Annotated in this window: 26 protein-coding genes; 22 read left to right on the top strand and 4 right to left on the bottom strand. The window is 65.1% G+C overall.

Annotation, left to right across the window (positions count from 1 at the left end):
• Nucleotides 1-74 precede the first annotated feature (74 nt).
• From rimP to AB0323_RS05790, 6 genes are all read left to right on the top strand, one after another.
• The gene (rimP, locus tag AB0323_RS05815) at nt 75-698 is read left to right on the top strand and encodes a ribosome maturation factor RimP (RefSeq protein ID WP_364531795.1); all 624 of its coding nucleotides are present in this window, start codon (nt 75-77) and stop codon (nt 696-698) included.
• Complete coding sequence (gene nusA / locus AB0323_RS05810) at nt 698-1,678, top strand: transcription termination factor NusA (protein WP_059387823.1); 981 nt, start codon at nt 698-700, stop codon at nt 1,676-1,678. The genes rimP and nusA overlap by 1 nt, the downstream gene beginning before the upstream one ends.
• Before the next feature lie 224 nt (nt 1,679-1,902).
• On the top strand, nt 1,903-2,199 hold the full coding sequence (locus AB0323_RS05805; protein ID WP_366176480.1) for a YlxR family protein: 297 nt from the start codon (nt 1,903-1,905) through the stop codon (nt 2,197-2,199).
• A 196-nt stretch (nt 2,200-2,395) separates the two neighbouring features.
• Nucleotides 2,396-5,236 (top strand): translation initiation factor IF-2, encoded by a 2,841-nt coding sequence (gene infB / locus AB0323_RS05800; protein WP_366176479.1) that lies wholly within the window; start codon nt 2,396-2,398, stop codon nt 5,234-5,236.
• A gap of 271 nt (nt 5,237-5,507) precedes the next feature.
• Nucleotides 5,508-6,017 (top strand): 30S ribosome-binding factor RbfA, encoded by a 510-nt coding sequence (gene rbfA / locus AB0323_RS05795; RefSeq protein ID WP_366176478.1) that lies wholly within the window; start codon nt 5,508-5,510, stop codon nt 6,015-6,017.
• Nucleotides 6,018-6,155: 138 nt separating this feature from the next.
• Nucleotides 6,156-6,641: a nucleoside deaminase gene (locus AB0323_RS05790; protein ID WP_366176477.1), complete on the top strand. Its 486-nt coding sequence runs from the start codon at nt 6,156-6,158 to the stop codon at nt 6,639-6,641.
• A gap of 45 nt (nt 6,642-6,686) precedes the next feature.
• Here the strand turns inward: AB0323_RS05790 and AB0323_RS05785 are convergent, their stop codons facing one another.
• On the bottom strand, nt 6,687-7,841 hold the full coding sequence (locus AB0323_RS05785; RefSeq protein ID WP_366176476.1) for a pyridoxal phosphate-dependent aminotransferase: 1,155 nt from the start codon (nt 7,839-7,841) through the stop codon (nt 6,687-6,689).
• A gap of 86 nt (nt 7,842-7,927) precedes the next feature.
• Between AB0323_RS05785 and truB the strand changes: the two genes are divergently transcribed.
• The 9 genes from truB to AB0323_RS05740 all read left to right on the top strand — a co-directional run bounded on the left by truB (nt 7,928) and on the right by AB0323_RS05740 (nt 16,922).
• On the top strand, nt 7,928-8,848 hold the full coding sequence (gene truB / locus AB0323_RS05780; protein WP_366176475.1) for a tRNA pseudouridine(55) synthase TruB: 921 nt from the start codon (nt 7,928-7,930) through the stop codon (nt 8,846-8,848).
• Between the two features lie 2 nt (nt 8,849-8,850).
• Nucleotides 8,851-9,204, top strand: a complete 354-nt coding sequence (locus tag AB0323_RS05775) for a hypothetical protein (RefSeq protein ID WP_234753100.1) — start codon at nt 8,851-8,853, stop codon at nt 9,202-9,204.
• 20 nt (nt 9,205-9,224) lie between these two features.
• On the top strand, nt 9,225-9,656 hold the full coding sequence (locus tag AB0323_RS05770) for a hypothetical protein (protein WP_364531771.1): 432 nt from the start codon (nt 9,225-9,227) through the stop codon (nt 9,654-9,656).
• A gap of 116 nt (nt 9,657-9,772) precedes the next feature.
• Nucleotides 9,773-10,756: a bifunctional riboflavin kinase/FAD synthetase gene (locus tag AB0323_RS05765; RefSeq protein WP_364531768.1), complete on the top strand. Its 984-nt coding sequence runs from the start codon at nt 9,773-9,775 to the stop codon at nt 10,754-10,756.
• Nucleotides 10,757-10,765: 9 nt separating this feature from the next.
• The gene (gene kynA / locus AB0323_RS05760) at nt 10,766-11,620 is read left to right on the top strand and encodes a tryptophan 2,3-dioxygenase (protein WP_366176474.1); all 855 of its coding nucleotides are present in this window, start codon (nt 10,766-10,768) and stop codon (nt 11,618-11,620) included.
• Nucleotides 11,621-11,808: 188 nt separating this feature from the next.
• Entirely contained in the window at nt 11,809-12,078 is a 270-nt protein-coding gene (gene rpsO / locus AB0323_RS05755) for a 30S ribosomal protein S15 (RefSeq protein WP_028266602.1), read from the top strand.
• Nucleotides 12,079-12,332: 254 nt separating this feature from the next.
• The gene (locus AB0323_RS05750) at nt 12,333-14,597 is read left to right on the top strand and encodes a polyribonucleotide nucleotidyltransferase (protein ID WP_364531761.1); all 2,265 of its coding nucleotides are present in this window, start codon (nt 12,333-12,335) and stop codon (nt 14,595-14,597) included.
• Between the two features lie 153 nt (nt 14,598-14,750).
• Nucleotides 14,751-16,094: a pitrilysin family protein gene (locus tag AB0323_RS05745; RefSeq protein ID WP_366176473.1), complete on the top strand. Its 1,344-nt coding sequence runs from the start codon at nt 14,751-14,753 to the stop codon at nt 16,092-16,094.
• Between the two features lie 366 nt (nt 16,095-16,460).
• On the top strand, nt 16,461-16,922 hold the full coding sequence (locus AB0323_RS05740; protein WP_364531755.1) for a DUF1579 family protein: 462 nt from the start codon (nt 16,461-16,463) through the stop codon (nt 16,920-16,922).
• A gap of 38 nt (nt 16,923-16,960) precedes the next feature.
• Here the strand turns inward: AB0323_RS05740 and AB0323_RS05735 are convergent, their stop codons facing one another.
• The 3 genes from AB0323_RS05735 to moaA all read right to left on the bottom strand — a co-directional run bounded on the left by AB0323_RS05735 (nt 16,961) and on the right by moaA (nt 18,724).
• Entirely contained in the window at nt 16,961-17,254 is a 294-nt protein-coding gene (locus AB0323_RS05735; RefSeq protein ID WP_366176472.1) for a hypothetical protein, read from the bottom strand.
• Between the two features lie 80 nt (nt 17,255-17,334).
• A complete protein-coding gene (locus AB0323_RS05730; RefSeq protein WP_366176471.1) occupies nt 17,335-17,601 on the bottom strand; it encodes a MoaD/ThiS family protein in 267 nt (88 codons plus the stop codon).
• Between the two features lie 4 nt (nt 17,602-17,605).
• The gene (gene moaA / locus AB0323_RS05725) at nt 17,606-18,724 is read right to left on the bottom strand and encodes a GTP 3',8-cyclase MoaA (RefSeq protein ID WP_366176470.1); all 1,119 of its coding nucleotides are present in this window, start codon (nt 18,722-18,724) and stop codon (nt 17,606-17,608) included.
• 177 nt (nt 18,725-18,901) lie between these two features.
• On the opposite strand from moaA, the gene AB0323_RS05720 reads away from it, so the two are divergent.
• The 7 genes from AB0323_RS05720 to AB0323_RS05690 are packed head-to-tail and all read left to right on the top strand — an operon-like array spanning nt 18,902 to nt 25,258.
• Nucleotides 18,902-19,633 carry a response regulator transcription factor gene (locus AB0323_RS05720; protein ID WP_366176469.1) on the top strand — a complete coding sequence of 244 codons (732 nt, stop codon included), beginning with the start codon at nt 18,902-18,904 and terminating at the stop codon, nt 19,631-19,633.
• Nucleotides 19,620-20,888: a HAMP domain-containing sensor histidine kinase gene (locus AB0323_RS05715; RefSeq protein ID WP_366176468.1), complete on the top strand. Its 1,269-nt coding sequence runs from the start codon at nt 19,620-19,622 to the stop codon at nt 20,886-20,888. Before AB0323_RS05720 ends, AB0323_RS05715 begins: the two co-directional genes overlap by 14 nt.
• Nucleotides 20,885-22,444, top strand: coding sequence for a molybdopterin-dependent oxidoreductase (locus tag AB0323_RS05710; RefSeq protein WP_366176467.1), 1,560 nt, complete (start codon nt 20,885-20,887; stop codon nt 22,442-22,444). Before AB0323_RS05715 ends, AB0323_RS05710 begins: the two co-directional genes overlap by 4 nt.
• Nucleotides 22,445-22,490: 46 nt before the next feature.
• Complete coding sequence (gene glp, locus AB0323_RS05705) at nt 22,491-23,738, top strand: gephyrin-like molybdotransferase Glp (protein WP_366176466.1); 1,248 nt, start codon at nt 22,491-22,493, stop codon at nt 23,736-23,738.
• On the top strand, nt 23,726-24,316 hold the full coding sequence (gene moaC, locus AB0323_RS05700; RefSeq protein ID WP_366176465.1) for a cyclic pyranopterin monophosphate synthase MoaC: 591 nt from the start codon (nt 23,726-23,728) through the stop codon (nt 24,314-24,316). Before glp ends, moaC begins: the two co-directional genes overlap by 13 nt.
• Nucleotides 24,313-24,813 (top strand): MogA/MoaB family molybdenum cofactor biosynthesis protein, encoded by a 501-nt coding sequence (locus AB0323_RS05695; protein ID WP_234753113.1) that lies wholly within the window; start codon nt 24,313-24,315, stop codon nt 24,811-24,813. The genes moaC and AB0323_RS05695 overlap by 4 nt, the downstream gene beginning before the upstream one ends.
• Complete coding sequence (locus AB0323_RS05690) at nt 24,803-25,258, top strand: molybdenum cofactor biosynthesis protein MoaE (protein WP_364531733.1); 456 nt, start codon at nt 24,803-24,805, stop codon at nt 25,256-25,258. Before AB0323_RS05695 ends, AB0323_RS05690 begins: the two co-directional genes overlap by 11 nt.
• The last annotated feature ends 2 nt before the right edge of the window (nt 25,259-25,260 follow it).

Here is a 25,260-nt window from a genome sequence, read left to right as displayed (position 1 = left end):
CCCTGTGCACCATGCCGCCGCAAATGTCGTTAAGCTAGTAGTCACAACATCATCTATCGGGAGGCGGCTGGCCAGTGAGTCATTCGGAAGCCACGACTTCAACAGACCAGGCTGGAACGGATCCGACGAGTCCAGCACAACACGAGGTCCGCAACCCCGAGGAGAGCAGGCTGAAGGCGCTTCTGGAGCCTGCGGTCCTGGCGAGCCGGCTCTATCTCGAGGATGTTGCCATCCACGTTGCCGGTTCGCACCGGGTAGTCCACGTGGTCATCGACCTGCCCCAGGAGGAGACCGGGGGCGTCAGCCTGGACGTCATCGCGGAAATCTCCCGCGCTCTCTCGGACATCCTGGACAACGATCCAGGCACCGACGGCCGCCCCTACGACCTTGAGGTCTCCTCGCCCGGCGTCGGCCGGCCCCTCACGGAGCCCCGCCACTGGCACCGGGCCCGCGGACGCATGGTCAAGGTCAACGTGATCCAGGGAGAGAACCTGACGGGCCGTATCCAGTCCGTCGACGACGACGGCGTCACTCTGGTTCCCGAGCAAGAGGTCAAGAAGGGCATGAAGCCCAAGCAGGGCGAACCCGTGAAAATTCCTTTCGACAGGATCCGCCAAGGAAAAGTCGAGATAGAGTTCAGCCACCTCAACGAGGCCGCGCTGGAAGACGAGTACAACGGACCTTCCGAGGAGGCCTAATGGATATTGACATGAGTGCGCTGAGACTCCTGGAGCGTGAGCGTGAAATCCCGCTGGACCTCCTGATTCCCACCATCGAGCAGGCGCTGCTGGTGGCCTACCACAAGACGCCGGGCGCTTTCGAAAAGGCCCGTGCCGAGCTGGACCGCAAGAGCGGGCACGTGACCATCTGGGCTACGGAAATCGACGACGACGGCGAAGCCATCGGCGAGTTCGAGGACACTCCTGCGGGATTCGGCCGCATCGCGGCGAGCACCGCACGGCAGATCATCCTGCAGCGCCTGCGCGACGTCGAGGACGACAACGTCCTTGGCGAATTCAAGGGCCGTGAAGGTGAACTCGTTGCCGGGCTGATCCAGCAGGGAAACAACCCGCACATGATCCAGGTGAACCTCGGTTCCGTGGAAGCCCTGCTGCCGCCGCCCGAGCAGGTGCCGGGGGAGAAGTACACCCACGGCAACCGCCTGCGCGCGTTCGTGGTGGACGTCCACCGCGGCGCCAAGGGACCCTCCATCACGCTGTCGCGTTCACACCCGGGCCTCGTCCGGAAGCTTTTCGAACTGGAGGTCCCGGAGATCGCGGACCGTTCCGTCGAGATCGTGGCACTGGCACGCGAGGCCGGTCACCGCACCAAGATGGCCGTCAAAGCCAACACCCCCGGCATCAACGCCAAGGGTGCCTGCATTGGTGAAATGGGCTCCCGCGTCCGCGCAGTCATGACCGAACTCAACGACGAAAAGATCGACATTGTCGACTTCAGCGACGATCCGGCGACCTTCATCGCCAACTCCCTGTCGCCGTCGCGCGTGAATTCGGTCACTATCACCGACGAAGCCACGCGCTCCGCCCGGGTGGTTGTTCCCGATTACCAGCTGTCCCTCGCCATCGGCAAGGAAGGCCAGAACGCGCGCCTCGCAGCCAAGCTGACCGGCTGGCGGATCGACATCGTCTCCGACGCCACTCCGGCCAAGGGCAACTGAACACACCAAACCATGCCGGGCCCCGGATCCTCGCACTTTGCGGATTCGGTGGCCGGGCCCTCGGGGGCTTAGAATAGATGGAACCGGGCCTATGCCCGGTATCCGTGCGCTTTGGCGTGCTCGCGGCTTGTGGGGCAACAACCTCCAACAAGGCAAGGGCGCGCGCCGAGCAAAGCAGAACCGCAGAAGACAGGTAAAGACACTGAGGCAGGTTGATACACCCAGTGACTGAACTGCTTCACACCAGGCACCAGCCTGTGCGCACCTGCATCGGATGCCGGAAACAAGGCAAGCGGAGCGAGTTGATCCGGCTTGTCGCCGAAGGCGGCGGGTCACCCGTCGTCCTGGTGGATGAACGAAGCCGGATGGCTGGCCGGGGTGCGTGGCTGCACCCCAGCACCACATGCCTGATGCTGGCAAGCAAACGGCGTGCTTTCGCAAGGGCCCTCGCGGGCGCAAGTGAAATCACCGCCGTCGAAAGCTACCTGGCGGCAGTCATACCCCCTGCGGACACCCCGTGAAAGCAGGAAAACCGTCCAAACCTGAAAGCGGGTCAGAAAACTGATGGAAACCCGATGAGTTCCCAGCGATGAGTGCGCAACGATGACAACTTTGTTGCGCTCTGCACAGGGCCTATCCGCCGCATTCGCGGCAGGGGCCCGCAGTAAGAATTAGACGGTTCGTGCCTGGCTCGGTGCGGACCGAGACAGGAGAAATGTGGCCAAGGTCCGCGTACATGAGCTCGCCAAAGAGCTCGGTATTACTTCCAAAGATGCAGTGACAAAACTGCAGGAATTGGGCGAATTCGTTCGCTCCGCCTCATCAACAATCGAGGCACCCGTCGTGAAGAAGCTTCGCGACGCCTACCCGGGTGCAGGCGCTGCAAAGGCGGCTGCCCCGGCAGCACCTCGCATGGCAGCCCCCGCGGCACCCGCCGCACCCCCAGCATCCCGCCCGGCTCCGGGCCCCGCTGCGCCCAAGGCTCCGGTTCCCGCCCCCAAGGCTGAGACTCCCGCCCCGGCAGCGCCTGCGGCTCCCGCGGCTGCAGCAAGTCCTGTTTTCGCCAAGCCGGGCGCCCGTCCGGCACCCAAGGCCGAAGCCCCTGCCCCGGCACGTCCGGGCAGCCAGGCACCCCGGCCCGGCGGCCCCCGTCCGGGCAACAACCCGTTCGCGACCTCGCAGGGCATGCCCCGCGGCCGTGGCGACGGCGAGCGTCCTCCCCGTCCGGGCAACAACCCCTTCGCAACATCGCAGGGCATGCCCCGTTCCGGTGGCCGCACTGACGGCGAACGTCCCGGCGGTCCGCGTCCCGCGGCCGGCGCAGGCGGTCCCCGTCCCGCAGCCGGTTCCGGTGGTCCGCGTCCGGGCGCCCCGCGCCCCGGTGCTCCCCGTCCGGGCGCTCCGCGCCCCGCAGGTGGCGCCGCTGGAAACCGTCCCAGCCCGGGCATGATGCCCAACCGCACCGAGCGTCCCGCTCCCGGCGGCGCAGGCCGTCCGGGTGGCGCTGGCCGTCCCGGTGGTGGCGGCCCCGGCCGTCCGGGTGGCGCTCCTGGCGCAGGCACCGGTGGCGGAGCTCCCGCCGGCGGAGGCTTCGGCAAGGGTGGCCGCGGACGCGGCGGTACCCAGGGTGCCTTCGGCAAGGGTGGCGCAGGACGCGGCAAGCAGCGCAAGTCGAAGCGTGCAAAGCGTCAGGAACTGGAGCAGATGAGTGCTCCGTCGCTGGGCGGCGTATCCGTACCCCGCGGCGACGGCAACACCGTGGTCCGGCTCCGTCGTGGCTCGTCCATCACGGACTTCGCCGACAAGATCGAGGCGAACCCCGCCGCACTGGTCACCGTTCTGTTCCACCTCGGTGAAATGGCAACGGCTACGCAGTCGCTGGACGAAGACACCTTCGGCCTGCTGGGTGTTGAACTCGGTTACCAGATCCAGGTAGTTTCCCCGGAAGACGAAGAGCGCGAGCTCCTCGACTCCTTCGACATCGACCTTGATGCCGAACTGGAAGCCGAAGGCGACGACGTCCTCGAACCGCGTCCCCCGGTTGTCACTGTCATGGGTCACGTTGACCACGGTAAGACCCGACTGCTCGACGCCATCCGGAAGACCAACGTGGTTGCCGGCGAACACGGCGGCATCACGCAGCACATCGGTGCCTACCAGATCAGCCACATCCACGAAGGCGTTCCGCGCGACATCACCTTCATTGACACCCCCGGTCACGAGGCGTTCACCGCCATGCGTGCACGTGGTGCCAAGGTCACCGACATCGCCATCCTGGTTGTCGCAGCCGACGACGGCGTCATGCCGCAGACGGTGGAAGCACTCAACCACGCACAGGCGGCCAACGTGCCGATCGTCGTCGCGGTCAACAAGATCGACAAGGAAGGTGCGAACCCGGACAAGGTCAAGGGCCAGCTCACCGAGTACGGTCTGGTTCCCGAAGAATACGGTGGCGACACCATGTTCGTTGAGGTCTCTGCCCGCCAGAACATCAACATCGATGAACTGATCGACGCCGTCCTGCTGACCGCAGACGCCGCTTTGGACCTGCGCGCCAACCCGGACAAGGACGCTCGAGGCATTGCCATCGAAGCGAACCTGGACAAGGGCCGCGGTTCCGTGGCCACCGTCCTGGTCCAGTCCGGTACCCTGGCCGTTGGTGACACGATCGTGGCCGGTACGGCCCACGGCCGCGTCCGCGCCATGTTCGACGAAGACGGCAACGCCCTCGACGTCGCGCTTCCGTCCCGTCCGGTCCAGGTCCTGGGTCTGTCCAACGTACCGCGTGCAGGCGACACCTTCCTGGTGACCTCCGACGAGCGTACGGCCCGCCAGATCGCTGAAAAGCGTGAAGCAGCCGACCGCAACGCGGCACTGGCCAAGCGTCGCAAGCGCATCAGCCTGGAAGACTTCGACCAGGCAGTTGCCGCGGGCAAGATCGACACCCTCAACCTCATCCTCAAGGGTGACGTTTCCGGTGCCGTCGAAGCCCTCGAAGACGCACTGCTCAAGATCGACGTCGGCGACGAAGACGTTCAGCTGCGGGTCATCCACCGCGGTGTGGGTGCCATCACGCAGAACGACGTCAACCTCGCCACGGTGGACAACGCCATCATCATCGGCTTCAACGTCAAGCCCGCAGAGCGCGTGGCCGACCTTGCCGATCGCGAAGGCGTGGACATGCGCTTCTACTCCGTCATCTACTCGGCAATCGATGACATCGAGCTGGCCCTCAAGGGCATGCTCAAGCCGGAGTACGAGGAAGTCCAGCTCGGTACCGCCGAGGTCCGCGAAGTCTTCCGTTCTTCCAAGTTCGGAAACATCGCCGGTTCCATCGTGCGCTCGGGCGTCATCCGCCGTAACACCAAGGCACGCGTCAGCCGCGATGGCAAGGTCATCGGCGACAACCTCACCGTTGAGACGCTCAAGCGCTTCAAGGACGACGCCACCGAGGTCCGCACGGACTTCGAGTGTGGTATCGGTCTTGGCTCGTACAACGACATCAACGAAGGTGACATCATCGAGACCTTCGAGATGCGCGAAAAGCCGCGCGTCTAAGGTGTCCTCAGGCCGGTGCTGCTTTCGGGCGGCTCCGGCCCGTTCCGCCGATATGGGGGCCCCGCCCCTTCGCTGGGTGGCAAAGGATCTGCGATCCTTTGCCACCCAGCTTCGGCAGGCCCGATGCCACTCCCGGGCCCCCATATCGGCTCCAGGGGCCTCGGTGGGTATCTCGCCGTTCGCTTCCTGTCTTCTCGACTTGTGGCATCTCTAGACTTAAGTACGCACGTTGCCCTATCGCCGTCGTACGCAATTTTTATTAGGAGTTGAAATGGCTGATCCGGCACGCGCTGCCAAGTTGGCGCAGCGGATTAAGGTTGTTGTTGCTGAGGCACTGGGCCGGCGGATCAAGGATCCGCGGGTTGAGGGCATCACTATTACGGATGCCCGCGTCACCAACGATCTTCAGCACGCCACCGTGTACTACACCGTCTTCGGTGACGAAGCCGCTCATTCGGATGCTGCTCGGGCGTTGGAGAAGGCCAAGGGTGTTTTGCGTCAGGAAGTGGGCCGCAACATCACGGTGCGGCTGACTCCTACCTTGGAATTCGTTGCCGACCTTATTCCGGTCAATGCCTCGAACCTTGAGGAGCTGTTGCGCACCGCCAAGCAGCGCGACGCCGAGGTGGCCGCGCTGGCCGCCGGCGCCAAGCACGCCGGCGATGCAGACCCGTACAAGAGCGATGCCGTGCAAGACGCGGACATCGACGAAGACGACTTTGATGAAGAAGACATCGACCTCCGTGCCGATGAAGACATCGACGAAGACGGCGGCAAGTAGTCCAGCATTTACCGGACGGGACCGGATCAGCAGCCCTTAGGGCTGCAGGATTCGGTCCTTCCTGTTTAACCCCTGTTTAACCCCTGTTTAACCGTGAAAAGCCGCGCCAAATTGACGGGCCGTCGCTAAGATCGGAGCATGTCGGCGCACGATGCAGCTCAGAGTCCCGAAGACTACCTCGAACACGCCCTGCGGCTCGCGGTGCAGAACGTCGCCGACGGCGGCGGCCCTTTCGGCGCCGTCGTGGTTACCCCGGACGGTCGGCTCCATGATGGCGTCAACCGGGTCACCCGCGACAACGACCCCACAGCGCACGCCGAAGTGGTGGCCATCAGGCGGGCTGCGTCGGAACTTGGAAGCTTCAATCTCAGCGGCTCGGTGCTCTACTCAAGCTGCGAGCCGTGCCCTTTGTGCCTCTCGGCAGCCCTATGGGGCCGCGTGAGCCGGGTCTACTTTGCCGCGGATCGGCATGGGGCTGCAGCCGCCGGCTTCGACGATGCGGTGTTCTACGAATATTTCGACGGCAACAGGCCTGAACTGCTGCCCGTCCAACACACGGAGGTCGCCGCGTCGGAGGCTCCTTTCGAGGCCTGGCGCGGGCACAAAAACCGGACCAAATACTGAAACCGGCCGCCGCCAGCCAAACCGCCGCCAGCCAAACGCCGGCCCCTAAACGCGTTCCGGAAGCCGCCCGACGCCGTCGAGCAGCTGCTGGTGATCACCGCACAACGCGATCCTGATCCAGCCCTCGCCGATGGAACCGAACGCGGTGCCCGGCGCGACGGCCACTCCGGAATCCTCGAGGAACCGGTGCACCCAGGTACGCACGTCGCCGCCGCTCACATGCGAGACGTCCGCCCAGAGATAGAAAGCTCCCTGCGCGCCCAGGAAGGGAATACCCTTCTCCGCAAGCACCGCCGAGGCGGCGTCGCGGTTGGAACGGTAATGCTCCCGTGCGGTGTCCACATAGTCCTGCGGGCCGGTCAGCGCAGCGACCGCAGCGTATTGGGAAGGCGAAGCCACGCAGGAAACGATCGCTTCCATGACGTTGTTCATCTTCCGTTCCAGGCCAGGCGGGCAAATGAGCGCGCCGATCCGCAGCCCGGTGAGCCCGTACGTCTTGGACAATGTCAGGGACGTGAAGACGCGTGCCTCTCCGGGAACAGTGCTGTCGAAGCGGGCGGGGCTCGTGTGTGGAACGTCGAAGGTGAAGGCTTCGTAGCATTCATCCGAGATGATCCACAGATCGTGTTTGACGGCCAATTCCACGAGCTGGCGCGTCGTTTCCTCGCAGATCACCGCGCCCAGGGGATTGGACGGCGAATTCAGGACCAGCACCTTCGTGCGGGGCGTGATCAGCGCCTCGATGTCCTCGATGCGGGGTTGGAACTCGTGCTCGGGATAGAGCGGATACCGCACCGGGACGGCGTTCAGCAAATGGCTCGTCATCGCAAAAGTAGGGTAGCCCGGGTTGGGAATCAGGATCTCGTCCCCGGGGGAGAGGAGCAGGCTCATCGCGAAGTGCAGCCCCTGCTGGGCTCCGTCCACGACGTACACGCGCTCCGCCCCCAGATCCACTTTGTTGTGGGCACGGAACCGATCGGCGAAGGCTTCACGCAGCGCAGGGATCCCGGCATTGGGGGTGTAGTTCGTCTCGTCCCTCTCCAGGCATGCGATCCCCGCGTCCAGGATGTGCCGGGGCAGCGCGAAGCCGGGCTCGCCGATGCTGAGGACAATCGCCCCCGGGGTGCCCCACGCGGCCTCGGTGATCTCGCGGATCTGGTTGACGGGCACTTCGCGGACGTGTGCGGCAAGCTCAGGCATGGGAGCCATCTTAGCCGCGGTCCCGGACCGTTCAGGGAAGGGCCGGGCCGCAGGATGCATGCCTCGGCGCGGATATACTGGGAGGCGTGCTTTCTGGACTGGTAATCGTTGACAAGCCGCAAGGATGGACCAGCCACGACGTGGTTGGACGGATGCGGCGACTGGCCGGTACCCGGAAAGTGGGCCATGCGGGGACCCTGGACCCCATGGCAACCGGGGTGCTCGTGCTTGGCATCAACAAGGCGACTCGACTGCTGACGTACATTGTCGGCACCTCCAAGACGTACTCCGCGACCATCCGGCTGGGCGAATCAACCATCACGGACGATGCCGAAGGCGACATCACCGAAAGCCGCAGCGCCGCCGGGGTCACCGAAGAGGCCATCAGGGCCGGCGTCGCGCAGCTCAGCGGCGAGATCCAGCAGGTTCCCAGCAGCGTCAGCGCCATCAAGGTCAACGGCGAACGGTCCTACGCGCGCGTCCGTTCGGGGCAAGAGGTCAAGCTCGCCGCCCGGCCGGTGACCATCCACCGTTTCGAGATCCACGCCATCCGGAGGGTCGACGACGGCAGGGTGGTAGACATCGACGTGACCGTCGAGTGCTCCTCAGGGACCTACATCCGCGCGCTGGCACGCGACCTCGGCGAGGCTCTCGGCGTCGGCGGCCATCTCACGGCGCTTCGCCGCACCCAAGTGGGGCCGTACTCCCTGGAGCAGGCCCGCACCCTCGAACAGCTTGCCGAGGAACTCGAAGTCCTCGACATGTCCGCCGCCGCCCGCGCGCTCATGCCCAACCGGGAGTTGAGCGACGCCGAAACCACCGAGATCTCCTTTGGCCGCAGGATCGCCGCGGGACCCGCAGCCGGCACGGCCGACGCGGCCACCGCCGAGAACCCGGCGGCCGCGTTCTCGCCGGCAGGGGAGCTGGTGGCGTTGTTGGCCGATGCGGGGAGTTTCGCCAAGCCTGTCCTGGTGTTCGCCCCCGACAACGAAAAGCAGGCCAACTAGCCATGGATGGGTACTTTTACGCCGTCCTGGTAGTGGGCCTGCTGTCCACCATCATTTGCGTCGTGGCAGGCATCATGAAAAAGGCCCCCAACGACGTCACCATACTGTCCGTCGCCGCCGTCGAACTCGTCCTGCTGGTCTACCTGGTGGGCTCGATCATCCGCGTCGCGATGGGTGAAAAGATCGCGGGGGAACCCTGGGAATTCTGGGGCTACATCATTACGGCACTGATCCTCCCCGTCGTCGCGGTCTACTGGTCCATCCTGGAACGGACCCGTTGGAGCAATTTCGTCATGGGCGCCGTGGGCGTCACCGCGTTGGTCATGGCGGCCCGCATGAACCAGATCTGGTACTGACATTGGAAGAAGCACAAGAAGTGACTGTTGAAACCACCGGCAAGAAGAACCGGGACACCCGCAACACCGGGCCCGGGAGGCTGCTGATCGCGGTCTACGCGGTTTTCGCGATCTCTGCCACCGCCCGTGCCGGCTACCAGATCCTGACCAAGTTCGCGGATGCTCCCTTGGCCCACATCCTCTCGGCCTTCGCCGCCGTGGTGTACATCGTGGCCACAGTCTCCCTCGCGAAGCCGGGCCGCACATGGTTCAAGGTATCGCTCGCGGCCGTCCTCGTGGAGATGGTCGGAGTGGTGGTGGTTGGTGCCATCAGCCTTTTCGATCCTGTGGCTTTCCCGCACGACACCGTGTGGTCCTTGTTCGGACGCGGATACGGCTTTGTGCCGTTGATCCTGCCGGTCCTGGGCCTGTTGTGGCTCTACCGCCGGCGCCCGGCACGGCTCCCGCACTAGAAATCAGGGCCCTGCCACCCTGGCATGCCAGCCCCGGGATAGCGGGTAACCTTAGAGAATTCCGGCGCCGGACCAGGTCGCCGGGTAGCGAATACCAGCAGTAAAAGGCGAGGTTGATGGTCCACATCTGGAACGATCCCACCGAGGTCCCCGAGGATTTCGGTCCCAGCGTCGTTACCATCGGCAACTTTGACGGGGTCCACCGCGGACACCAGCAGGTGCTGACGCAGCTGTTGCGCACGGCAGGGCAGCACGGTGCGCGGTCCGTCGTCGTGACTTTCGATCCCCACCCGGCCCTGGTCCACCGGCCCGACTCCGCACCGGAGCTCCTCATGGGGCTCCAGGACAAGCTCGATGCCCTGGCCGGCACAGGCGTGGACGCCGTCCTCGTCATGAAGTACAACCTCACGCTGGCGGCCATGACACCTGAGGAGTTCGTCGTCAACGTTCTGCTGGAGGGGCTTCACGCGGCACACGTTGTGGTGGGCCACGATCTCCGTTTCGGGGTGGGAAATTCCGGCGACGTCGGCACCATGCAGGAATTGGGCGAGAAACTCGGATTCGGCGTCCACGTGGTCAATGAGTTCGGCGCGCAAGGCTTTCCAGTCCACGACGACGGCGGCACGGACCGCCGCTGTTCCTCCACCTGGGTGCGCGAGGCCCTTGCCGAAGGCGACGTCGAGACTGCGGCTGCCGTCCTCGGCCGCCCGCACAGGATGCGCGGCGAAGTGGTCCACGGCGCTGCGCGCGGACGCGCCCTGGGCTTTCCCACGGCGAACCTGGACCACGGCGCCACGGGCTACGTCCCCGCGGACGGAATCTACGCCGGCTGGCTCATCGACGAATCCGGAACCCGCTGGCCCGCCGCAATTTCGGTCGGTTCCAACCCCACGTTCGACGGCGTGAGCCGCCAGGTGGAAGCGCATGTGATCGACCGCCCGGAGGAAGCGGTGGAGGACTTCAACCTCTACGGCCAGACTGTCGTTGTGGAATTTACCGCGCGGCTGCGGGGCATGGTGGCCTACCGCGGGCCCGAGGCCCTGGTGGAGCAGATGCGTCTTGACGTCGTCCAGGCCCACGGTCTCCTGCTGGACAAGTAGCCCCGCACCGTGAGCGTTGAGAAGAACACCCGGCCGCTCGACGAAGGCATCGTCAAGGATTTCAGCTCACGCATGAGCTACGGCTCCTACCTGAAGCTGCCCTTGCTGCTCAGCGCCCAGCAACCTGTCAGCCAGCCGGAGCACCATGACGAGCTTTTGTTCATCATCCAGCACCAAACCACCGAGCTTTGGCTGAAGCTGGTCCTCCACGAGCTCCGCAGCGCGTCCGCCTGGTTGCGCGAGGACGATCTTGGTTCCGCGCTCAAAGCCATCGCACGCGTCAAGCACATCCAGAAGACCCTCACAGAACAATGGTCGGTGCTCGCCACGCTCACCCCTACGGAGTATTCCCAGTTCCGCGGCTTCCTGGGCAACGCCTCAGGGTTCCAGTCGGCCCAGTACCGCGCGGTCGAGTTCATCCTCGGCAACAAGAACGCCAAGATGTTGCCGGTGTTCGACTCGGATCCGGAGTCCAGGACCATGCTCGAGGAGCTCCTGCACGCCCCGAGCATCTACGACGAATTCCTGGCCTACCTGGACCGGCACGGCTACGACGTTCCACGGTCAGTCCTGGACCGGGACGTGACCCGTGCCCACGAGTTTGACCCCGGGCTCTTGCCGCTTTTCAAGCACATCTACGAACATGCCGCAGACAACTGGGCGGCCTACGAGGCCTGCGAAGAACTGGTGGACCTGGAAGACAACTTCCAATTGTGGCGCTTCCGGCACCTCCGCACCGTCCAGCGGACCATCGGCATGAAAACGGGAACCGGAGGCTCAAGCGGTGTTTCCTTCCTGAAGAAGGCGCTTGACCTGACGTTCTTCCCGGAACTTTTCGCGGTCCGGACCGAGATCGGGCAGTGAGCGGCGCTCCTCTTTGAGGAGGGTCACACCGCAGCTTTCGACAAGATTGCCGGGCTGCCGGTAAACTGAGGGATGGATCCGGCTGCAGTCCGTGGCGGCTGGACCTGTTTTGTGTGCGGTCATCGGCACAACACAACCCGGCAGCGAGGCGCTGAATCGGGACGCACGGCACAACTCTAGGAGTTCACGTGGCACTTGAAGCCGCTGTTAAGCAGTCCATCATCGAGGCATACGCAACGTCCAAGGGCGACACTGGTTCGCCTGAGGTCCAGATTGCAGTCCTGACTCAGCGGATCAAGGATCTGACTGAGCACATGAAGGAGCACAAGCACGACTTCCACACCCAGCGCGGTCTGCTGGCTATGGTTGGTCGTCGCAAGCGCATGCTGGGCTACCTCAAGAAGACTGACATTGCCCGCTACCGTGCGCTCATCGAGCGCCTCGGCCTGCGCCGCTAGTTTGACTTCGGGCGGCCCGATCCTCCGCGGACCGGGCCGCCTTTTCTCCATAACTAAATCCAACACTTAACAGGAGTTCAACCGCATCGCGCATTCGCGGTCCTCGGTAGTGATCCCCGGGAACAGTCTTCTGTGATGAAGGCGCAGCCCGTGGGTCTCGATCGATGACCGGGTGTCGTACAGGCCAGGAACAGACGCTGGCCTGGGTCGATGCGGGAGGACTTCCGCTAAACAAGAAACGGAGGTGACTCTCAATGGAGGGTCCCGAAATCCAGTTCTCAGAAGCCATCATCGACAACGGCCGCTTCGGCAAGCGTGTTATCCGCTTCGAAACCGGCCGCCTCGCCAAGCAGGCAGCCGGCGCCGCGATGGTCTACATCGACGAAGACACTGCACTGCTGTCCGCAACCACCGCAGGCAAGTCCCCGCGTGAAGGCTTCGACTTCTTCCCGCTGACTGTCGACGTCGAAGAGCGCATGTACGCCGCCGGCCGCATCCCGGGCTCGTTCTTCCGCCGTGAAGGCCGCCCGTCCACCGAAGCCATCCTGGCTTGCCGCCTCATGGACCGCCCCCTGCGCCCTGCGTTCGTCAAGGGCCTGCGCAACGAGGTCCAGATCGTCGTCACCGTATTGGCGATCAACCCGGACGAGCTCTACGACGTCGTGGCCATCAACGCCTCGTCCATGTCCACCCAGCTCTCCGGACTCCCGTTCTCCGGCCCGATCGGTGGCGTCCGCGTCGCCCTCATCGCCGACGAACAGGGCACCGAATGGGTTGCTTTCCCGAAGCACTCCCAGCTTGAGAACGCCGTCTTCAACATGGTTGTTGCCGGCCGGGTTGTGTCGGGTTCCGACGGGGACGACGTCGCCATCATGATGGTCGAAGCCGAAGCCACGGACAACTCCTGGAACCTCATCAAGGAACAGGGCGCCACCGCTCCCACCGAAGAGGTCGTTTCCGAAGGTCTCGAGGCCGCCAAGCCGTTCATCAAGGCCCTCTGCGAGGCCCAGGCCGACCTGGCCGCCCGCGCTGCCAAGCCGACGGTTGAGTTCCCGGTCTTCCTGGACTACCAGGACGATGTTTACGCCGCTGTTGAAGCTGCCGCTGCGGAGAAGCTTGCTGCTGTCTTCCAGATCGCCGACAAGCAGGACCGCGACAACGCTTCCGACGAGCTCAAGGACGAGGTCCTTGGCGCCCTCGCCGGCGAGTTCGAGGGCCGCGAGAAGGAACTCTCCGCAGCCTTCCGCTCCCTGACCAAGCAGGTTGTCCGCCAGCGTATCCTCAAGGACCAGATCCGCATCGACGGCCGTGGCCTGACGGACATCCGCCAGTTGACTGCCGAGGTAGAGGTCCTGCCGCGCGTTCACGGTTCCGCCATCTTCGAGCGCGGCGAAACCCAGATCATGGGTGTCACCACGCTGAACATGCTCAAGATGGAACAGCAGATCGACTCGCTGTCTCCCGTCACGCGCAAGCGGTACATGCACAACTACAACTTCCCGCCGTACTCCACCGGCGAGACCGGCCGCGTCGGTTCCCCGAAGCGCCGCGAGATCGGCCACGGTGCACTCGCCGAGCGCGCCCTGGTTCCGGTCCTGCCGTCCCGTGAGGAATTCCCGTACGCCATCCGCCAGGTGTCCGAGGCCCTCGGTTCCAACGGTTCGACGTCGATGGGTTCCGTCTGCGCCTCCACGCTGTCCCTGCTCAACGCAGGTGTGCCGCTGAAGGCCGCTGTTGCCGGTATCGCCATGGGCCTGGTTTCCGACCAGGTTGACGGCCAGACCCGCTACGCCGCCCTGACCGACATCCTCGGCGCCGAAGACGCTTTCGGCGACATGGACTTCAAGGTTGCCGGTACTTCCGAGTTCGTCACCGCCATCCAGCTCGACACCAAGCTCGACGGCATCCCGGCGTCGGTCTTGGCTGCAGCCCTGAAGCAGGCCCGCGAAGCCCGCCTGCACATCCTGGACGTCATCAATGCAGCCATCGACACTCCGGACGAGCTATCCGAGTTCGCACCGCGCGTGATCGCCGTCAACATTCCCGTTGACAAGATCGGCGAGGTCATTGGCCCCAAGGGCAAGATGATCAACCAGATCCAGGAAGACACCGGCGCCGACATCTCCATCGAGGACGACGGCACCGTCTACATCGGCGCTACCAACGGTCCGTCTGCGGAAGCAGCCCGCGCCGCGATCAACGCCATCGCCAACCCGCAGATCCCGGAAATCGGTGAGCGTTACCTGGGCACGGTCGTCAAGACCACCACCTTCGGCGCGTTCGTTTCCCTGACCCCGGGCAAGGACGGCCTGCTGCACATCTCCGAGCTGCGCAAGCTCGCCAGCGGCAAGCGCGTGGACAACGTCGACGACGTCGTCTCCGTGGGCCAGAAGATCCAGGTCGAGATCACCAAGATCGATGACCGCGGCAAGCTCTCCCTTTCCCCGGTTGTGGCCGAGGAAGAAGGCGCCGCCTCTGAAGAAGCTCCCGCCGAAGAGGCTGAAGTTTCCGCCGAGTAGCCTGAACCGGCAAACACGCGGCAGGACCGGTGGACATGTCCACCGGTCCTGCCCGGTTTTAACAACTAATTCCCGTCCCAGGGGCGATGCGCCCGCTGGTACGATTGCAGCCAGATTTGGCCCCATGATTTCCCGCAGAACTGAAAGGTCTTGATGACTGTCGTACCCCTCCCATTGGCGCAGACCGTGCCCGGCGGCGAATTGATCCATGGTGCCGAGGGCGGCTCCGTTGTCCGGCGTTCAGTGCTTCCGGGAGGCGTCCGGGTCCTGACCGAAGCCATGCCCGGGCAGCGTTCGGCAACCATCGGGTTCTGGGTGGGAGTCGGCTCCCGGGACGAGGCAGACGGTCAGCACGGCTCCACCCATTTCCTCGAGCACCTCTTGTTCAAAGGAACCAAGAAGCGCACCGCCCTGGAAATCGCTTCTGCCTTCGACGAGGTCGGCGGTGAATCGAATGCGGCCACCGCGAAGGAAAGCACATGCTACTTTGCGCGGGTGCTGGACACGGACCTCCCCATGGCCATCGACGTCATTGCCGACATGATCACCGGAGCCGTCCTGGATCCTGCCGAACTTGAACAGGAACGGGACGTGATCCTTGAGGAAATCGCCATGGACAGCGATGACCCCACCGACGTCGCACATGAAAAGTTCGTGGCCGCCGTACTCGGCGTGCATCCGCTGGGACGCCCGATCGGCGGCACCCCTGCCGCCATCAAGGCCGTGTCCCGGGATTCCGTGTGGGCACACTACCAGCGCTACTACCGGCCGGACGAAATCGTCATCACCGCCGCTGGCGGCCTGGACCACGACGTCGTTTGCCGCCTCGTGCTCGATGCCCTGCGGACGGCCGGGTGGGAGCTGAAGGACACCGCAGCCCCCGTCGAGCGCCGCTCCACCGAACGGGCAGATATCACAGGTACTGCAGGGCTGCATGTGATCAAGCGTCCCGTGGAGCAAGCCAATATCATCATGGGTTGCCCCTCGATCGTGGCTACCGACGATCGTCGCTTTGTGATGAGCGTCCTGAACGCGGTCCTTGGCGGTGGCATGTCTTCGCGCCTCTTCCAGGAGATCCGCGAAAAGCGGGGCCTCGTCTACTCCACCTATTCCTTTGCCTCCGCTTACGCGGACGCAGGCTACTTCGGCATGTACGCCGGCTGCACGCCGTCGAAGGTCAAGCAGGTTCTCGAACTTTTAGGCGCCGAACTGGACAAGCTCGCTGCCGACGGAATCACGGAGGAGGAACTACGCAAGGCCGTGGGCCAATTGCGCGGAGGGATCGTCCTGGCCCTTGAAGACACCGGATCCCGGATGTCCCGCCTTGGCCGCGCCGAACTCGTTTCCGGCGAATTCCAGGACATCGACGAAACGCTGGCCCGCATCACGGCCGTCACCGCCGGACAAGTCCAGGAACTCGCCCGGGTGCTCGCCGAAGCCCCCCGCACCGTGACCGTCGTCGGGCCCTTCGAAGAAACAGAGACGTTCGGCCTCTAGGGGACATGCCCCCCGTTTAAGCCTGGGAGTGGACATAACCCTGATATGTCCATTCCTGGGTTGGACCGGGGGGCATGTCCGGCGGCGGGCGTTGGATTCACCAGTGGGACATGCCCCCCGTTTGAGCCTGGGAGTGGACATAACCCTGATATGTCCATTCGTGGTCTGGAACAGGGGACATGTCCGGTGGGGGCGTTGGATTCACCAGTGGGACATGCCCCTGCGTTTGAGCCTGGGAGTGGACATAACCCTGATATGTCCATTCGTGGGTTGGGCCGGGGGGCATGTCCGGCGGGGAAGGCTGGACGCGCCTGCTCGATCGGGAACATGATGGTGACGTATCCATCGTCTTGCGCAGGAGTCGCCATGAACGAGCCATTGAAGAGTCATGCAAACACTGCGCTCGAGGCGTTCCTGGGGCATTGGCGGGGGAGCACCGAACTCGCTGCCTCGCCGTGGGGACCTGCCCGGACCGCCGACGCCGAGGTCACTTTCTCGCGCGCGGCAGGAGGTTACGCCTTGGTGCAGAGCTACCGGCACATTGAGCCGGACGGCACCCACTTCGAGGGGCACGGTGTCTTTACCGTTGACCCGGACCACGGGGACACCCTGTGGTACTACGTGGACAGCATGGGCCGGCCACCGGAAGCCCCGGCCCGGGGACATTGGCAGGACGGCACACTCAGGCTTGAGAGGCATAGCCCCCGCGGGACCGCGAGGCACACTTTCAAGGTGGACGGCGGTGTACTGACCCACATGGCTGAACTAAGGCTTGGAGATGCCGCGACGTTCAGCCCGTTCATGATCTCTGTCTGCAGGCGCGTCTAACTGCAGGCGCCTGAGGCTCACATCCGGCAGGCGGAAATTCAGAGGGTCCTGGCCTCCATCGACTCGACGATCCGCGCATCGGGCATGCCATCGAGCGAGGCCGGCCGTCCAGGTCCGGTCCACACCCTTGTCCGCAAGGTGTTCAGCATTGATTCAGCTTGCTCGCGCCCGGCGAAATCAAGCTCGATCAGGACGCGCTGGGAATCGTCCACGGGCCTGGAGACCCTGTAGGAGACGACGCCGGAGCCGGCGCGATCTGCCGGATCCGAGTCGAACGACCGTTTCCATGCGTCGAAGTCGTTCACAGCGTGTTCGATCAGGAGGGTGTACATGGCTGTTCCTTTGCCGTTGCGCGGATAGGCACAGCGTAGGCCCCTTGGGGCGGGCGAACCACCCTTCGGCTGTGGCCGGCTCAGCCCCCGGCAAACGGCGGGAGGATGTCGACGACGTCGTCCGCACCGAGAGCGGCCGAACGGTCGCGGACTGCCACCTCATTGCGCAGGAAGCTGCTGCGCGAAATGATCCGGGCCAGGGGCGGCGTGCCAGCCGGTGGTTCCGGACGTTCGACAGCGAGCACGGCCGCGATCAGTCCGTCCAGGCCCGTACCTTCCGGAAGATCGTGGTGTTCCTCTTCGACGCCCGCGGCGGCGCGTGCGGCAGCGAAGTATCTTACGAGCAAAGTCTCAGCCTCCGATTGCGCTCATGCTGCGGTCCGGCTGGACGAAGCCGGGTGCGCCGAGCCCGGTGTGGTCCATGCCGTGCGCCTTGGGTTTGATCCACATGGCGTCCTGCCAGCGCTGCGCGAGTTCCTCGTCAGACGCTCCGGAGCGAAGTAGTCCCAACAGGTCGAATTCGTCGCGGGAAAACAAGCAGCTCATGATCTTGCCTTCGGCGGTGATCCTTGTGCGCCGGCAATCGGAACAGAACGGTTCGGTGACGGAGGCGATGATGCCGACGGTGCCCAGAAGCGGACCCGCGGCGTCGGCAGATGCCGGGTCCCGGCGTCGTACATCGAATCGCTCGGCCGGTGCGCCGTCGCGTTCGCGCGGGTCCGGGCTGAGCACGAAGTCCCGGGAGAGCAGTTCACGGATCTCGGCTGCGGTGATCATGTCCCGCCGGGTCCAGCCGTGATCGGCGTCCAGCGGCATTTGCTCGATAAAGCGCAGTTCATAGCCGCGGTCCAAAGCCCAGGCCAGGAGCTCGGGGGACTCAACGTCGTTGATTCCGCGCATGAGGACGGCGTTGATCTTGACCGGCCCCAGGCCTGCAGCCCAGGCGGCATCGACGCCCGCCAACACCTTGCCCAGGAAGGGTCGCCTGGTCAGCTTCGTGAACGTTTCTTCGTGCAGGGAGTCGAGGGACACGTTGATGCGCGTGAGTCCGGCGTCCTTGAGCGCTGCCGCTTTTTTGTCGAGTCCTACGCCGTTGGTGGTCATGGAGATCGGCAGCTCGGGATGCGCGCCGCGGAGGGCCGAGATGATGTCCACGAGGTCGGCACGGACCAGGGGCTCGCCTCCCGTGAGACGGAGTTCGCGGACCCCGAGTTGTTCGACGCCGATCCGCACCAGGCGGACAATCTCGGCGGCGGTCATGACAGCCTGTTTGGACAACCACTCAAGGCCCTCGGCCGGCATGCAATAGGTGCAGCGCAGATTGCATTTGTCGGTCAGGGACAAGCGCATATCGGTGGCCCGGCGTCCGTAACGGTCGAACAGGCCTGGGGGAGTGCCGGCAGGGCGCGTCGGGGGCGCAGACAGGCCGTCGCCCGTGGGGGGCAACGGCATGCCTAGCTGAACACTCATGGATTCAGGCTACGCCAGGGAGGGCCCAAGCGTGATATCGCCCACTGGTCACCTTCGTCTGCCGCCCGCCGTGGAAAGACGCAAGGCCTGAGTTCTTACGGAATGCATACGGTTGGCCCGGCGGTGCCAGGAACACATACCGCGGGCACCGTGCGAATCTATGCTGAAGGTGTGAACATGCAGCCCACCCCGCACGCTGCCGAAGTCGGCAACCGCCGCATTCTGCTGGTCGAAGACGAACAGACCATCGCCGACGTCGTCCGGGACTACCTCGTCCAGGCAGGCTTCCAGGTGGATCTCGCGGGCGACGGCTTCACGGCGCTGAGCCTCGCGGCCGCCAGGCGGCCCGACCTTGTCATCCTGGACCGGATGCTGCCCGGACTCGACGGCGTGGAAGTGTGCCGCAGGCTGCGCCTGGCCATGAGCGTTCCCATCATCATGGTCACCGCACTTGGCACGGAGGACGACCGGATCCTGGGCCTGGAAACCGGCGCCGACGACTACGTCACCAAGCCCTTCTCCCCCCGCGAGCTGGTCCTCCGGGTGAAGTCCGTGTTGCGCCGGAGCATCCGGGAATTCAGCCCGGAACCTCCCGTGGAGCTCGCCGGGTTCGCACTGGATCCGGCCTCGCGCACGGTGCTCCAGGACGGCAAACCCCTGACGCTTACGGTGCGTGAGTTCGATCTGCTGGCGTTCCTGCTCCGTCGGCCCAACCAAGTTTTCAGCCGCGAGGACCTCATCAAAGCAGTTTGGGGCTGGGACTTCGGGGATTTGTCCACCGTGACCGTCCACGTCCGTCGCTTGCGCGAAAAGATCGAGGACAACCCCACCACCCCGGTGCTGCTCAAGACGGTCTGGGGAGTCGGTTATCGCTTTGACGCGAAGGAAGGTGGACATGCAGCCGGCTGAAATGTTCACGATCCTGGGCTGGATGCTGCTGTGGGCCGTCCTCATCGGCGCCTTGACCCTCGCCTTGCTGCGTTTCCTGCGCGGCGCGTCGATCCTCGTGCAGATTTGCCTCGTGGTGGTGGCCACCGTTGCTGTCCTCGTGGCGGGGATGGTGAGCGCCTTCAACGCGATGTTCATTTCCGCCCTGGACCTCGAAGTCATGTGGTACATCCTCGGGGTGGCCTCGGCCGTGGCGATCGCGATTTCCCTGGTCCTCGGGGCCGGGGTGTCCCGCAACGCCATCCGGCTCGTGGCAGCAGCGCGGCGCCTTGGCAGCGGAGAAGCCCTCGATGGCTCGTTCCTGCCGCAATCAGCATCGCGGCGGGCCGGACCGGCGATGAACTCCGAGCTTGCCCAGCTCGCCCAGGAACTCGAAGCGAGCAGCATCAAACTGGAGGAATCCCGGCGACGGGAGGCCGCCGTCGAGACTGCCCGCCGCGAACTGGTCTCCTGGATCTCGCACGACCTCCGGACCCCCTTGGCCAGCATGCGGGCCATGGCCGAAGCGCTGGAAGACGGCATGGCCTCCGACGTCCCCGCGTATTATCGCAAGATCATCGCCCAGACGGACCAGATGGCAGTCATGGTCAACGACCTCCTGGAATTGTCCAAAATCCAGGCCGGAACGCTCCGGCTGAGCGCAGAATCCCTGGACCTCTACGACCTCGTGAGCGACGCCATCGCGGATCTCGCGCCGCTCGCCGCGCAGCGCGGCATCCGGCTCGACGGCGGCGGCGACCGCGAGTGCATGGCCGTCGCTGACGGCCCGAGCCTGGGAAGGGCCGTCCGGAACGTGCTCCTCAATGCGATTATCTACAGCCGGCCCGACGGCGGGGTCCTGGTTCGCGTCGGACGCGACGGAAGCGACGCCGTCGTCGACGTCGTGGACAGCTGCGGCGGCATCGACGACGAGGACCTCGCCCACGTCTTCGAGACCGGCTGGCAAAAGGACCGTTCCCGGGGAGCGGGAAGCACGGTGGAAGGGGGTCCGCCGCGATACAGCGGGGCCGGCGTCGGACTCAGCATGGTGGCGGGCATCGTGAAGGCTCATGGCGGCACTGTCACGGTGGCGAACACGGGGGAGGGCTGCCGTTTCACGCTCCGTCTTCCCTCGGGTTCAGCGGCAACCCCGTCCCGCAACGAGGCATTTCCGATCCAGAGAGTTCCCGCGGACACCGTTCCGGCGGAGAGCACCAAACAGGCAGGCACATCATGAGCAGCACCACATCGAAGAAGGCCACTACCAGGACGGCGGCCCGATGGGCGGCCGCATGCGGAGTGGTGGCCATCGGACTCGGGGTGGCGGCCGGGGAGTTGCTGGCCGGGTTCCTGAGCCCGACGGTCTCGCCGGTCACCGCACTGGGCGGTGTGGTGATCGACGCCGTGCCGGGGTGGGCCAAGGAACTGGCCGTCAACCTCTTCGGCACCGCCGACAAACTTGCCTTGATCGTCAGCATCGCCCTGGTGACCCTGGTCCTCGCCGCGGTCGCCGGCCTCCTGGAGTATCGGCGAAAGGGCGCGGGCCTGGCGCTCGCCTTGCTCGCCGGAGCGGCAGGGCTGGCTGCCGTGCTGACCCGCGCCCAAGCCGCGCCTACTGCGGCAATCGCCCCCGTCGTGGCCACCATTATCACCATGCTTTTCCTCAGGCTCCTGATCCAGCGGCTCGAAACCTGGCGTCCCGTGCCCGAGGCAGCCGACATGCCACTGGCCCGCCGAAGCTTTATGCAGTTGCTGGGTGGAAGCGCGATCGCAGCCGTCGTCGTAGGGATCGCGACGACGGTGCTGCGCAGGGCCGGAACAGTGGCATCCGATTTCCGCCGCGGCGTGGCCCTTCCCGCCCCGGTGGCACCTCCGCAAAAAGTTCCCGACGGCGCTGCGCTCACTTTGGCGGGTCTGCAGCCGCTCGTCACCCCGAACACCGACTTCTACCGGATCGACACGGCGCTCATCCCGCCAGCCGTGAACCCGCCGGACTGGACCCTCAAGGTGACCGGGCTGGTGGAACGCGAAGTCCAGTTGGATTTCGCCACGCTGCTGACCAAGCCGATGATCGAGCGGTACGTGACGATCGCCTGCGTGTCCAACGAAGTCGGCGGAGACCTGATCGGCAACGCCCTCTGGCTGGGCTGGCCGGTCCGCGAGCTCCTCGCCATGGCCGGGCCGAAACCAGGGGCGGACATGGTGCTGTCCCGCAGCACTGACGGCTGGACAGCCGGAACCCCCCTCGAAGCGCTCACCGACAATCGCGACGCGATCCTCGCCGTCGGAATGAACGGCGAACCGTTGCCGCTGGAGCACGGCTTCCCCGTCCGGATGGTCGTCCCGGGCCTCTATGGATATGTTTCGGCCACCAAATGGCTGACGGAACTGAAGGTCACTCGTTTCGCTGACGACCAGGGCTACTGGGTTCCGCGCGGCTGGAGCGACCACGGTCCCATCAAGACGCAGTCCCGCATCGACGTGCCGCGGGACGGCCGCTCGGTCAAGGCCGGAACGGTCCAGTTCGGTGGTGTCGCCTGGGCTCAACACCGCGGCGTTTCCCGCGTGGAGTTGCGGGTCGACCGCGGCAATTGGCAGGAAGCCAAGCTCGCACCGGGGATCTCCTCGGACACGTGGTACCAATGGCAGCTGGGCCTCGAGTTGGGCTCCGGGAACCATGAAATCCAGGTCCGTGCCACCGATGCCACGGGTACCCCGCAGCCCGAAGCCCAAACTCCTGTAGCACCGGACGGCGCCACGGGGTTCCACACCATCCACGTCTCCGCCAACTGACATTAGGCTGTGTAGGTCTGAGCGAAACAACCCGGGAGGAACCCTCGTGGCACGATCCGTCGCAGCCCACCGCCAAGCCGTCCAGGAGCTGCTGTCCGGCCTTGCACGCAAAGAGGGCACCGAAGAGCTGCCGTTGAAAGAGGGCACCGAAGAGCTGCCGTTGATGGGGGCGCTCGGCCGGGTACTCGCCGCCGACGTCCTGGCCCCGCTGAGCCTGCCGCCCTTTGCGAATTCCCAGATGGACGGTTTTGCCGTCCGCGCAGCGGACCTGGCCCCCCACGCAGGAAGCGACGCCGGTGCGGAGCTGAAGGTGGTGGATCCCGTTCCGGCCGGTGCGGCACCGGTCCGGCTCATGCCCGGCACAGCGGCCCCGATCATGACCGGCGCCATGATGCCTGAGGGTGCCGACGCCGTCGTGCCTATCGAACAGGCAGTGCCTGATGTCTTTCCGGCCCCCGGTGTGGCAGCAACCGTCCGTCTTCCCACCACCGAGCCGGGCACGTTCGTCCGCGACGCCGGGAGCGACATCGCCGCGGGAACCGTTGCCTTGCGCGCTGGAACGACGCTCGGTCCCGGGCAATTGGGGCTGCTCGCCGCCTTGGGGATGACCGCCGTCGAGGTCCGGACGCCCGTGCGCGTGCTTCTGGTGACCACCGGCGATGAGGTCGTGGAACCCGGAACCGTGCTGCCGCAAGGCAAGATCTACGATTCCAACGGAACCCTGCTCGAAGCCGCCATGCTGCAGTCCGGCCTCCACGTCACGCGGACTCGAATCAGTGGCGACGATCCCGCCGATCTGCTTGCGCTCCTCCGCAGCCGGAGCGGAACGATCGACCTCATCGTGAGCACCGGTGGCGTCAGCAAGGGCGCCTACGAAGTGGTCCGGCAGGCCATGAACGGCCAGCCGGTCGAGTTCGTGTCGGTGGCCATGCAACCCGGCGGTCCCCAGGGGATCGGAACCTTCGACGGACTGCCTTTCCTGGGATTCCCGGGCAATCCGGTGAGCTGCCTCGTGTCCTTCGAAATGTTCCTTCGCCCGGCGCTCGCCGCAGTCGTGGGAAGCCCTGCATTGCGTCCGAGCCTGCAGGCGCGCCTTGCGGAGTCCCTGACCTCGCCCGCCGGTAAGCACCAGGTCCGCCGGGGCACGCTGCTTCCGGGGGGAACGGTCAGGCTTGAGGGGGGCCCAGGCTCCCATCTGATCCATGCGCTCGCCAACTCGAACGTGCTGGTCCAGGTGCCTGCAGCCGTCACGGAACTCGACGCCGGGGCGGAAGTGGAAGTATGGATGTTGTGAATGACACTCCAGACCCCGCAGGCGTCGGCGGCGCCCTCACGCATTTGCGTCAGGACGGTACAGCCCTCACGCATTTGCGCCAGGACGGTACAGCCCAGATGGTCGATGTTTCCGAGAAGGCCGTGACCACTCGGGAAGCGACCGCCACCGCCACTGTCCACAGCACGTCCGAGGTGCTCACCCTGCTCGGCGCCGGTGAGCTACCGAAAGGCGACGCCCTCGCAGTGGCGCGCGTTGCCGGCATCATGGCAGCAAAGAAGACACCTGAACTCATCCCGCTGTGCCATCCGCTGCCGATTTCGAAGGTTACGGTGGACTTCGAACTCGGCCCGGACACGGTAGTTGTCCTGGCAACGGTGAAGACCAAGGGCGTGACGGGCGTGGAGATGGAAGCTTTGACTGCCGCCTCCGTGGCTGCCTTGAGCGTCTACGACATGATCAAGGCAGTGGATAAGCACGCCGTCATCAGCGACATCCAGGTGCTGGCCAAGAGCGGCGGCAAGAGCGGCGACTGGACCCTTCCCGCCTCCTCTGATGTGCCCGGCTCTGATGTGCCCGGCGACGGAGCGCGGGCATGAATGCGTGCGAACCCCGCCGCGGCCCGCGGAAGGCCGGCGTTGTCATCGCGTCCAACCGCGCCGCGGCAGGAATCTACGAGGACAAGAGCGGCCCCGTGATCCTGGACTGGCTGGTCGAACACGGCTACGAGACCTTCCCCGTCATGGTGGTGCCGGATGGCGAGCCCGTCGGTGCCGCCATCCGTGCGCTGCTGACCCAGGAACCCGCCGTCGTCATTACCAGCGGCGGTACCGGGCTGAGCCCCGATGACCGCACTCCCGAAGTCACCCTGCCTTTGCTGGATCGCGAAATACCAGGGCTCATGGAAGGCATCCGCCGCGCCGGAGCGGCCAAGACCCCCATGGCGATGCTGAGCCGGGGGCATGCCGGTACGGCCGGCAAGACGTTCATTGTGAACCTGCCGGGTTCGCCGAAGGGCGTGATGGACGGCCTTGCCGTCCTTGATCCCGTCATCGCACACCTTTGCGATCAATTGGAGGGTAGCCATGACCACTGAAACCGACTTCGAAGTCGTCAGCGCGATCCTCAGCGCGGAGCCGATTTCCGTGGACCAGGCCATAGCAGCCGTGGAATCGGACACCGCGGGAGCCGTAGTGAGCTTCAGCGGTGTGGTCCGGAACCACGACGGCGGCAAACCTGTCGACAGGCTCAGCTACAGCGCCCACCCCACGGCACACCAGGTCATGGCCGACGTCGTTGCGACGCTCGTGGCCGAGCACTCGGGGGAGGCCGCGCAACCTGTCCGCATCTGGGCCGCCCACAGGATCGGCATGCTTGAGGTTGGCGACCCTGCGCTCGTGTGCGCCGTTGCCGCTGCACACCGCGGGCAAGCCTTCGCGGTGTGCTCGGAGCTTGTGGACAGGATCAAAGCCCAGGTGCCCATCTGGAAGGAACAGTTCTTCAGCGACGGCACGGTCGAGTGGGTCGGGGCCGGGGAGTAGCT

The sequence above is a fragment of the Arthrobacter sp. NPDC080031 genome (assembly GCF_040702485.1).
Classification (GTDB): Bacteria; Actinomycetota; Actinomycetes; order Actinomycetales; family Micrococcaceae; genus Arthrobacter.
This window is presented reverse-complemented; position numbering and strand designations above follow the sequence as displayed.